4 protein-coding genes are annotated in these 11569 nt (G+C 76.9%); all 4 read right to left on the bottom strand.

What is annotated here, in order from left to right:
* Genes ACT17Q_RS06780 through ACT17Q_RS06795 form a run of 4 tightly spaced genes read right to left on the bottom strand, consistent with a single transcriptional unit; the run spans window position 1 to window position 11567 of the window.
* The gene (locus tag ACT17Q_RS06780) at window positions 1–5955 is read right to left on the bottom strand and encodes a hypothetical protein (RefSeq protein WP_444665179.1); all 5955 of its coding nucleotides are present in this window, start codon (window positions 5953–5955) and stop codon (window positions 1–3) included.
* A 5-nt stretch (window positions 5956–5960) separates the two neighbouring features.
* Window positions 5961–9194: a hypothetical protein gene (locus ACT17Q_RS06785; RefSeq protein ID WP_444665180.1), complete on the bottom strand. Its 3234-nt coding sequence runs from the start codon at window positions 9192–9194 to the stop codon at window positions 5961–5963.
* Window positions 9195–9213: 19 nt separating this feature from the next.
* Window positions 9214–10677, bottom strand: coding sequence for a hypothetical protein (locus ACT17Q_RS06790; RefSeq protein WP_444665181.1), 1464 nt, complete (start codon window positions 10675–10677; stop codon window positions 9214–9216).
* A complete protein-coding gene (locus ACT17Q_RS06795; protein WP_444665182.1) occupies window positions 10674–11567 on the bottom strand; it encodes a hypothetical protein in 894 nt (297 codons plus the stop codon). Before ACT17Q_RS06795 ends, ACT17Q_RS06790 begins: the two co-directional genes overlap by 4 nt.
* Between the last annotated feature and the right edge of the window lie 2 nt (window positions 11568–11569).

Here is an 11569-nt window from a genome sequence, read left to right on the forward strand (position 1 = left end):
TCAGCTGACGGTCACAGCGCACGTCAGGGTGTGCGACGTCGTCCCGTCGCCCACGCTCACGGTGAGCACGTAGGCGCCGGGGGTGGCGGCGGCGGGGAACAGGACGCGCCACGCGGAACCGGTCGCGCCGAGGAACGCGGCCGCGTCGGGCGCGTCGGCGCGAGCGACCGGGTCCGGGGTGCCGGCGGGCGGCGGTGCTCCGCCGATCGTCGCGACGGCGGGCGGCCCGGTCACGTTCGCGGGGACCAGCAGGAACGCCTCGGTGCCGCGGGCGAGCGTGGTGACCTCGGCCGCGTCCGCGCGTGCGGCGGCGCGCAGGGGCACGGTCGTGACGACCTCGACGGTGAACGTCCGCACGGGCACGTCGAGGTCGCGCGACAGGTGCATGCCCGCGAACGCGAGCCCGCCGGTGTACCGCCCGTCGGTCGCGGCGTAGTGCCGGCTGACCTCGACGGGGACGGGCGCGGTGGTGGCCGACACCGCGGTCAGCCGCGCGTCGCGCACGGTCACGGAACCGGCCGGGTCGAGCGCGGTGACCCGGTGGACGCGGGGCGCCCCGGGCGTCGTCGTGACGTCCACGGACTGCGTGGGGACGAGCACGAGACGGTCGCTCGTGCCGGGTGCCGTCGCGTCCAGCGTGCGGCCTGCGGCGGTGACGGTGACGTCCGCGACCGTGACGTCGAACCACAGCGTCTGCAGGTCCTTGGCGTGCGCCTCGACGGCCTCGGTGGCGCCGGCGATCCCGTTGCGGGTGGTGACCCGGTGGTCGCCGGGGCGGGTGAACGCGGCGTAGACGCTCTCGTTGCGCTCGAGCCGCGCGCTGACCGGGACCGAGCCGAGCGCGGACGCGCGGTACCCGAGCGCGTCCGGCGTCCCGCCGCCGTTGAGGGGGAGGGCGCGCGGGTCGGTGTCGCCCTCGTGGTCCGTGAGGACCGCGGAGACAAACCCGCCGGGGTCGGGCGTGGCGGCGTCGGCGCGGACCGCGCCGTTCGGGTCGGCGGACGTGCCCGTGGACGAGCGGGTGGGCATCACGCGCAGGGTCCGCGACAGGTGCACGCCGGGCGCGTCGAGCCGGTCGCGCGTCACGAACGTGCGCGAGCGGTCCCCGGGCGTGAAGCGGTACCGCATGACGTCGCCCACGGTCGCGCGCCGGTCCGCGATCGCGCCGCCGCGCTCGACCTCGCCGGTGAGCCGGGCGAGCGGCGAGTACACGTCACCGGACTCGCTCGACGCCTCCTGCTCGATCGGTGCCTCGTGCTCCTTCTGGAGGCCGAACAGCCGCCCCCACCACACGTACCCGAACGGCAGCAGCGAGAAGTTCTGCGTGCCGAGCAGCCAGCGCATCACGCGCAGCAGCCAGCGCGTCCAGTCGCCCGGTGCGACCGCGGGCTCGACCTGCCCGTACGGGTCGAAGAGCCACTTCATCCACCCCATGCCCATCTCGACCATCGCCGCGGAGTCGGCGTTGCCGAGCGGGTCGCTCGCGCCGACGCGCGCGATGCGCACCGACAGCTCGTCGCCCGTGACGGGGACCCGGGCCGCGAGCTCGACGCGCCCGCCCGCCACCGCGAGGACGTCGGTGCGGAACGGGCGTCCCGACCGGTACCGCACGACGACCCGGTCCTCGGGCTCGAGACCGTGACCCGCGCCCAGGTCCACCGCGAAGTGGTTCGCGGCGTCGACCGTCCCGGCGCGGTAGTCGTACCAGTCGAACGCGCTGCCGGGCTCGTGCGAGTCGTACGCGGCCACGCGCACGTCGCCCGTGAACGTGACCGGCTCGCCGAGCGAGAGCGTCTGCCCGGCGCGGGTCGCGGAGCGGATGACGGTGTCCTCGCCCTGCCGGACGGTGACGCGCCCGGTCGCCGGGATCTTCTCGGCGTCGCCGGCTCGGGCGAGCGTGATCGTCGTGCCCCCGACCGTCACGGTCCCCGCGTACAGGTCCCCGGTGCCGCCGATCGCGCGCCCGAGCCCGTAGAACGCCTTGCCGACGAGCCAGAAGATCCCGCCCCACGTGGAGCCGGCGAGCAGGTTCACCAGACCGCCGTGCGTCATGAGGTCGAGGATCGCGATCGACACGTCCCACCCCGCGGCGCTCTGCTTCTTGCGGACCGCGACGCGGCCGGTCGGCACCGTGCCCGACGAGACGCGCACGCGCACCACGTCGCCCGACGACGAGCGGACCTCGGCCTCGACGATCCGTGCGCCCTGCACCACCTGGAGCGTGTCGCCCTCCGCGAGGGACACCCCGCCGCGCTGCGGGATCGTGACGTCCCACAGCGCGTCCGCGCCCGCCGCGACGCTCGCGTCGAGGAACGCGGAGAACTCCGGCAGCTCGGTGTCGGACGTGAGGATCGCCGGCAGCTCGAGGGCGATCATCGGGAACGCGCAGAACCACAGGGGCCCCCACCGTGCGTACTGGACGGTGTGCGTGAGCTCGTGGTTCGACAGGGACTGGCCGCGGTCGATCTCGGTGGTCTCCTCCTCGGGGACGAGCAGCGTCCCGGGGCCGAGCGTGACGGTACGGGCGTCGCCCACCGCCTCGAGCGCCACCGCGACGACCGACTGGCCGGGCGCGGTCGTGATGGTGCCGGCACCCGGCGGCGTCTCGGCGAGCAGCACGCCCCCGTCGCGCGTCACGGACGCCAGGACCGCCGTCGTCACGTGCGTGAACACCTCCACGTCGACCGCCGACGCGGTGAACGTCGTCGAGAACGTCACGGACCGCACGAGCGCGCCGCCGTTCTGCTGCACGGGGTGCGTGACGTCGCCGTCGACGATGCCGAGCGCCGCGGTCCCCGCGGGGAGGTCGTCGGACCGCCACAGCGAGAACGTCGCCGTCGTCGTCGCGCCGCTTCCCGTGCGCGTGCCCCTGATCCCGAGGGAGGGGCACCCGGTGTCCGGGTCGCCGACGGCGGCCTGGCGCACGGTCGCGGCCGCGCCGGGGGTCAGCGCGGTCGTCGCGGCCGTCACCGTGACGCGCCCGGCGGCCTCGGCGGTGACCCGGTGCCACGTCGTCGCGCCGCCGGACGTGACCTCGACCAGGTCGCCGGGGCGCAGCCGCGGGAACGGCGCGTCGACCGGTGTCCCGGCGACCGTCACCGTCGCACGCAGGTCGAGCGCGTCCGCGGCGGCGACGACCGCGTCGTACGCGAAGCCCGTCGGCTCGAGCCGCACGAGGCGCAGGTCGCCCGCACCGAGGTCGACCGCGGGCGTGAACGTCACGTCGCACCGCAGGTCGCGCACCGCGGTGTGCTCGGTGCCGACGCGCACCGGGAAGCCCGCGCGCAGCCCCGCCGCGGCCGTCGGCGTCGCCAGGGTCGTCGTGCCCGCCGTGACGTCGACGCCCGTGAGCGCGCCGGTGACGGTGGGCGGCTCCCCGGCGACCCGCGTGAGCAGCAGGGGCATGCCCTCGAACCGTTCGGGCGAGGGCACGACGACGGACAGGACCTGCGCGAGCGTGAGCGACGTGAGCGCGGTGCCGCGCGTGCGCCACCGCTCGACGGTGAACGGCCCGGCGCCGACGAGCGGCCGGTCGAGGACGACGACGTCGTGCGTCGGCGCAGCGGGCACCACGCGGGCGTGCGCGGTGCCCCCGGACTCGACACGCAGGACGACGAGACCGGCGGAGCCGTCGGGTGCCGAGCCCGCCGTGAGCGGGGTGTACGTGAGCGCGGGGTCCGTCTCGGCCGCGCCGGTCCGGGTGCCGAGGACCGTGCTCGCGGTCACGGTCTGGAAGCCGGTGGTGCTCGCGGGGGCCGCCACGTCGACCGTGGTGGTCGAGCCGGTCGGGTCCGTCTCGACCCGCACGCCCGTCGTCGTACCGCCGACGAGCAGCCCCGTGGTGCCGCGGCCCGGCGGCGTGGCGGGCGCGAAGTCGAGCGTCGTGCCGGTCGCCGTGACGGTCGTGGTGGGACCCACGACGCCGGTCGCGACCGCGATCGGCCCCGCGAGCGCGGCGGGCAGCGCGCGTTCGAGCGGCACCCGCGCCTCCAGGTGCGCGACGCGCGCGACGAGCACCTGCCCGCCCGCGGCCCGGACGCGCACCAGGTCACCCGGCGCGTACGTCGTCGTCGTGCCGCGCGCGTCGAGGGACGCCGCGGGTGCTCCCGCGGGACGGGACTCCGACGACGCGGGCGCGGCCTCCAGCGGCGTCACGCGCAGCGACGGGCCGGTGAGCGTGAGCTCCTCGGCGAGCTGCACGCGCTCGCCGCCGGGCACCGGGACGACGCCCACCACGGTCGCGATCGCGAGCGCGGTGCCGTCGTCGACGAGCACGAGCGCCCCTGCCGCGAGCCCCGTGGCGGCGTTCGACGTGAGCACCGACCGCTGCTCGAAGTCGCCGACCCCCACCGGGCCCGGTCGCAGCTCGGTGAGCGTCGCGTCGACGTCGTGCCGCGTGTCCATGCGGGGCGTGTCCAGGTGCAGCCCGCCGGACGGGAACCACGGCGTGAGCGTGCCGGGTGCGGCCGGCACGCCCAGCCCGCCGTGGCGGGACCAGGAGGTCAGGTTGCCCGGGAGCCCGGGCATCGTCGTCGGGCCGCACGCCAGGAACGACGTCGGCGCCCCCGTCGGCGCGAGCGACAGGACCGTGCCGTAGTGCGTGGGCTCGTACGCGCCGCGCGGGTCGACCACCTCGCCGCGCTGCAGGAGCGCGAACTCGCTGTCCGGGGACCACACGATGTGCTGCGTGGTGAACGCGCGGCCACCCGTGATGACGTTCATGAACCCGTCGCGGCGCACGCCGAACGACCCCAGCCGGTCGGTCGACGACAGCCCGGTCGAGGAGAAGAAGTCGTACCTGTCGCCCGCGAACGGTGCCGCGAGCAGGCTGAGGAACAGGTTGAACCACCAGTCGATCCCGAAGAACGTCATGATGTTGTTCTGGAACGACCACGTCAGCGTCGACAGCACGAGACCCGCCGAGACCCCGCCCGTCGGGTCGGAGCGACCGACCGGGTCGCCGCGGCACACCTCGAACGCCGAGCGTGGCTCCTTCTCGACCGGCACGGGGCCGGTGTACCCGGCGGGCCGGCGCGGGTCGTCGTCGCCGCCGTGCCACGGGTCCGGCTCGCAGAACGCGCCCGTGCGCGGGTCCAGCCGCCGCAGCGGGAGGTGCACGACGCCGGCGTGCACGCGCCCCCCGAACAGCCCCGGCACGTCGGGCACGTCGAGCAGCCCCTCGCCGTACGCGTCACGCGGCAGCCGCCGCGTACCGTCGGCCGTCACGACGCGCACCGGCGTGCCCGACGGGTCCAGGCTCAGGACCGCAGCCAGCGGGCTGCCGAGCGGGCCGTCCACCCGTGCGAGGCAGCGCATGCCGTCCCACAGGAACACGCAGCGCACGCGCCCGTCGGGCGCACGCGTGACCCAGGTGCGACCCTCGTCGTCCACCGTGTCGCCCGCCGGCCGCGCCGCCAGGAGCCGGTGGCCGCGCGCGTCGTGCGCGAGCACCGTGTCCCCGGCCTCGTCGTGCACCTCGCGCGCACGACCGTCGGGCCCGAGGACGACGCGGCGCTCGCGGCCGGGGCCGCGCACCTCGACGAGCCCGCGCTCGTCGTGCGTGTAGAGCCAGCGGTGCCCGGCCGGTGCCGGGTCCGGACCGCCGGGCAGGCACGCGACGACGCGGCCGCTCGCGTCGCGGCGTACCTCGACGCCGTCGACGAGCACCAGGTGGTCGCCCGACCAGCGGTAGTGCTCGGTCCACGCCGCGCCCGTCACGGGCCGCACCCGGCGGGCCAGCGTGCCCTCGCCGACCTGCTCGCTCGTCGTGCAGACCCCGTGCCAGACGCGCGTGCCGTCGTGGCCGACCGTGAGGTAGTCGCGGCCACCGCCGCGCAGCGCGACCAGCACGCCGGACTCCGCGTCGCGCTCGACCTCGAGCACGCCCGCGTCGCCCAGGTCGACCCGGTCGGTGACGCCCGCGACGTGCGCGGGCCGGTCGGTCGTCGTCGTCATGGTCGTCACCCCACGGAGGCGGACACGGACACGGACGCCGACGCCGAGGCGCCCGCGTACCGGATGGACTCGAGCAGCGCGACGAGCTCGTCACGGATCACCTCGACGAGCGTCGAGACACCGTCCGCGACCTGCGGCGGGATCGCGTCGACGATCGCGAGCATCCCCTCGACGTCGAGCGCGCGCAGCTGGTCGCCGACGGCCTCGAGCTGGGTGCCCACGCCGTCCAGGGCCTCCAGCGGCAGCACCTGCGCGATGCGTGCGACCTGCGCCTCGACGCCCGACAGATCCGGCATCAGGTGCGCCGGGTCGAGCCCACGGATCGCACCCGCCACCTGGCCGAGCAGCGCGTCGAGCTGCGCGGCGAGCACCGCGGGGTCGTACGCCGCGATCGTCGCGCGCACGACCGCGTGCACCTCACCGAGCTCGTCGGCCAGACGCGCGGGGTCGAGCAGCGCGAGCTCGTCACGCAGCACCTCGACGACCGCGAGGTACCGCTGCGCGAGCGAGCCGGGGTTGAACTCCTCGACGAGCGCGCGCACGCGGTCGGCCAGCTCCGTCACGGCGGACCCGGCCGCCGTGAGGAACCCGGGGACCGCCGCGACGATCGAGGCGAACAGCGCGTCGAGCTCGGCGGCGAGCGGTTCCGGGTCGAGCGCCGCGAGCAGGCCGTCGGCGTCCGCGAGCACGCCCGCCGGGAGCGCGGCCTCGAGCAGCGCGGCCACGTTCTCGAGGTCGTCGGCCACGGGTCCGACGAGCGCGCCGGCGAGCCCGCGCGTGCCGTCGAGGACGATCGCGCGCTCACCGTCCACGGCGCGCAGCAGCGCGCCGGGCGAGACGCCGCCGACGAGCTCGACGGACACCGCGACGTCGAGCCCGCCCGCGCTCAGCGCGGCCGACCCGCGCAGCGCGAGCTGCGCGTCGAGCTGCGCGGCGCCGACGGGCGCGAGCGCCGCGGCGAGACCGGCCTCGACCTGCGCCTGCAGCCCGAGCAGCCGGTCACGCGTCGCACGCAGCGCGGCGGCGGTGCCCGTGAGCGTGTCGTCGATCGTCGCGAGCACCTCGCCGACCGGACCGGTACCCAGGTCCTCGAGCGCCTCGCGCAGGCGCGCGGGCAGGTAGCCGACGAGCCGCACGACGTCGCCGAGCCGCAGGTCCGGCGGGGGAGTCGGCTGGGGCCGGTCCGTGGTGGGTGCCGAGCCGCCCGCGCCCACCGCGCTCAGCGTGGGCTCGACGACCGCGCGCGCCGCGGCCTCCCCGGCCTGCGCGGTGACCGCGCCGACGCGCGCACCGATCGCGTCCGGTGCCGGCACCGGGATCGCGCCGGTGAGCTGGCGGTACAGGTCGATCGCCGGGCTGAGCAGCGTGCGCGGGTGGACGCGGTCGACCGCGCCGAGGACCTGTGCGAACACGTCGCTCGCAGGCGCGACGAGCTCGGTCAGGTGGACGCCCTCGACGGCACCGGCCGCGTCGTCGAGGAGCTGCGTGACGCCCGAGGTGAGCGACGAGACGTCGATCGACCGCAGCTGGTCGAACGCGTCCGCGAGCAGCGCGTCGAGCTCGGCCGTCAGGTCGGCGGGGACGAGCGAGGAGATCGCGTCGCTCACGGCCTGCAGACCCTCGCGCACGGTCTGGCCGACAGCCGGCGGGACGGTGAGCCGGGACGCGGCGTCCTCGAGCGGGCGGCGCACGGCCTCGTCGAGGTCGATCGAGTCGAGCAGCCCGACGAGCTGGTCGACGCCCGCGCGCAACGGCTCGGGCAGCTCGACGGACGAGACCACCTCGCCGACCTCCTCGCGCAGCTCTCGCAGCTCGGCGGCGATCGCGGCCGCCGTGTCGGCGATCTGGGTGCCGCCCACCGCGTCGGCGATCGCGTGCGCCGCCTCGGAGAACGCCCGCAGCCCGTCGACCGCACGCCCGAGCACCTCGCTCGCCTCGTCCGCGACGGCCGCGACACCCTCGGCGATCCCGCCCAGCGCGTCGCGCACCGCGTCCACGAGGTCCCGCACGACGCCCTCGAGCCGCTCGACGGCGGACGCGACGAGCGCCGCGGGGTCCGCCTCCGCGAGCGTCTGCGCGACCTGCGTGAGGGTGTCCCGCACGACCGCGACGGGTGCGTCGAGGTCCGCGTCGTCGATCACCCGGGCGAGCCGGGCGATCGCCTCCGACAGCTCCTGGCGCAGCGGACGCAGCGGCAGCTCGCGCAGCAGGTCGCGCACCCAGCCCTTGATCACCTCGACCGACTGGTCGACCACGCCGAGCACGGTCTCGCGCGCCGCGCGCTCGACGTCGTCGAGCAGGTCGCGTGCCGCGTCGAGGGCGGCCTGCGGGTCGATGCCGTCGACGAAACCGCGCGCGTCGGCGAGCATCCCGCGCCACTCGTCGAGCTGGTCGAGCGCGCCCTTCTCGACCGTGTGCAGCGCGCCGCGCAGGGCCCGCACGGGAGCGGCGAGGTCGCCGACGCGCGTCGCGGACAGCACGCCGGCGACCGTGCGCAGCGCCGCGGCGAGCTGGGTGACCGTCGCGGCGCGGACCTCGGCGAGCGTCGCGAGCGCCGTGCGCACCGCGGCGACGTCACCCGCGTCCGCCGCCGCCCGGAGGCGGCCCAGGGCGACGACGAGGCCCTCGCCGAGCCGCGGGTCGATGCGCACCCGGTCGAGCTGCGCGTCCACGGTGCGCGCCCAGCCCCGCACGGGGTCGACCGCCGCCGTGCCGAACGGGAGCAGGATCTGCATGGCGACGCCGACGAGCGCGGCGGGGTCGCGCGGCAGCCCGCGGTCCACCAGCTGCACGAGCGACCGGAGCTGCTCCGCACCGCCCGCGACGGCGCTCGCCTGGTCGCCGAACCCGTCGGCGACGCGTGCCAACGCGTCGCCCGCGTCGCCGGTGCCGGGCATGCTCAGGCGCAGCGGGTCACCCGAGAGCGCGCCGACCAGCCCGGCGACGATGCGTGCGCCGTCCGCGACGGCGCTCGCGTACTGCGCGAGCGGCAGGTCCGCGCCGATCGAGTCGAGCAGCTCGAGCAGCGCGGCGGCGAGCGGCTCGACGAGCGTGGACGGGTCCTCGACGGCCGCCACGGCGGTGCTCACCGCGGTGCCCAGGTCGCCGAGCACGGTCGCGACCGCGCCGTCGCCGAGCAGCGCCTGGAGATCGGACACGTCGAGCGCCGCGGCGATGTCGAGCTTCCCGCCGACCACGGCGGACAGGTCGAGCGCCTGCAGGTCGTCCAGCAGCGTCATGCGAGCCTCCTCACCGCGGTCATGGCGCGAACTCCATGACCGCGCTCGAGAGCGCGACGGTGACGAGCTGGTCGGTCGTCACGTCCCACCCGTCGGTGCCGGCGAGCGACACCCCGGGCACGTGCGTCTCGGGCCCGGTGAGCGTGACCGTGAGCCCGCCGACGGTGACGTGCGCGCCCGCCGCGGGTGCCTCGACCGCGAGGCGCACCGCGGGCTCGGGCGCCGCGAGCCATGCGAACGTGCCGCGGGTCGCGCGCAGCGTCACCTCGAGCGGACGGTCGACCGTCACCGCGTCGCCCAGGTCGAACCACACGACCTGGGGCGTCGAGCGCCCGACGGGCCCGACGAGGCCGGTCGCAGTCACCGTGCGACCCAGCACGACGAGCGACAGGTCCGTCCCGGCGGACGGCCACCCGACGACGCCGACCCGCACGAGCCGCGCGTCGGCGAGCGTCGCTGCCGCGACCCGCCGCGTGACGGGCTCGTCGCGCACCGTGGGACCGCCCAGGCCCGCGTCGACGGCGGGCACCGGGTCGGAGGCCGGGTGCAGCGCGGCGCCGTGGTGGGTCACCGTCAGGTCCGCCCGGGTGCGGGTCGGGGCGCGTCCGGGTGCGACGCCCGGCCGGGGCAGCGTGGTCGCCGTCCCGTCGCAGCCCACGGTGAGCCGCCCGTCGAGCGCGCGCTCGATGACGACGTCCTGCACGTCGAGCCGCACGTGCGCCTCGCCCACGACGTCCGAGCGCACCGTCACCGGAGCGGTCCCGCCCGGCTCGGTCCGCACCGCGGCGGCGAGGTGGCGTGCGAGCGCGGGCGCCAGGTCGTGCGACACCCGGCCGCGCACCGGCCCCGCGACCGCGAGCTGCTCGTCGCCGTCGGGCCCCAGGACGTGCAGCCCCACGGGCATCGGTGCGGCGCGCAGGCGCACGTCGCCGTGCGCGAACGGGAGCTCGGTGAGCGCGTCGAGCGTCCGGCCGGACACGACAGTGACCGTGAGGTCGCCCAGGAGGTCCGGCAGCGTCACGCGCGAGCCCGAGACCGTCCCGCCCGGCAGCTGCGCCGGCACGTAGCCGACCGCCGGCAGCGGGGGAGCCGCGACCACCGGTCGCCCGTCCTGCCGCACCATCACGTGCAGGTCGTCGGACCAGGGGAACGTCTCGCCGTCGGGTGCCGTCACCCACTGCGGGACGGTCAGCGCGCGCGTGGGGACGCGCGGGTCCGGGGGCCGGACGGTGATCGAGGTCGTCGGTCGCTTCGCGGGTGCGACGACGCCCAGGTCGCGCCCGTCGCCCGCGGTCACCGGGTCGAGGGTGAGCAGCGCGCGGCCGACGCGCGCGCCCGTCGCGCCGGCGACGGCCCGCCACGGCGTGCTCAGCACGTGACCGGCGGGCGGCACGGTGACGGGGGCCGGGAGCAGGACGGTGTACCCGGTCATGTACCCGGTCACGGCGACGGCCGGGACCCCGAGCAGGGAGACCCCGGTCACGGCGTCACCACCAGGTCGAACCGTGCGAGCTCCATGCCGGTGCGCGCGTCGGCGCCCTCGCCCGCGCGCGCCAGCACGACGAGCTGCTCGCGCGCGGCGGTCGCCGGTGGGACGTACGTGAACGTCGTGCCCGCACCCGCGTCCCGCGCGTCGACGCTCGCGACGACCTGCGTCCCGGCGGGCGAGGCGGGTGTGTCCAGCGACCCGGCGCCCGGGCCACCGCCCGCGTCGAGCAGGTGCAGCGCGAGCTCGCCGAACGGTGCGCTCGTCGTCGCGCCCGCGGTCACGTCCGCGGTCCCGGTCGCGCCGAGCACCAGGTCGCACGCGACGCCCGCACCGCCCGCGACGAGCGGACCGCCGAGCGTCAGGCGCACCGGGAGCCGGACCTCACGCACGAGGGCCCGGACGATCGCGCGCCCGTCCTGGCCCGCGACGCCGACCGGCCAGAACCAGCCGACCGCCTCGAGCAGCACCGCCGGGTCGTCGTCGCCCACGTCGAGCAGCTCGAGGGAGTCGAGGCGGAACCCCTGGTCACCGGGCGCCAGGAGCGCGCGCCCGGACCGCACCTCGGGCGCCTGCAGCGCGAACAGCAGCGCGTCGGTGGCCGCGAGCAGGCCCAGCCGGTCGCCGGGCGGGTCGGTCGTGACGTCGACGCCGAGCCGCACCCGCAGCCGCACGACGCGCCGCAGCGACGGTGCCCCGGCGCCGGTCTCCGGGCGTGCGGAGAACAGGTCGGGCTCGAGCGGCGAGTACGCCTCGACCCCGAGCCGGACCACCGGTCCGGCACCGTTCGGTGGCGCGGCGCCCCGCCTGCGCACACGTCCGCCGAACGGCGCCGGCAGCGCCGCTCCGAGGACGTCCGCGAGGCGGGACTCGAGCTCGGTGAGCACCC

Source organism: Cellulomonas sp. CW35, from assembly GCF_052378485.1.
GTDB lineage: Bacteria > Actinomycetota > Actinomycetes > Actinomycetales > Cellulomonadaceae > Cellulomonas > Cellulomonas uda.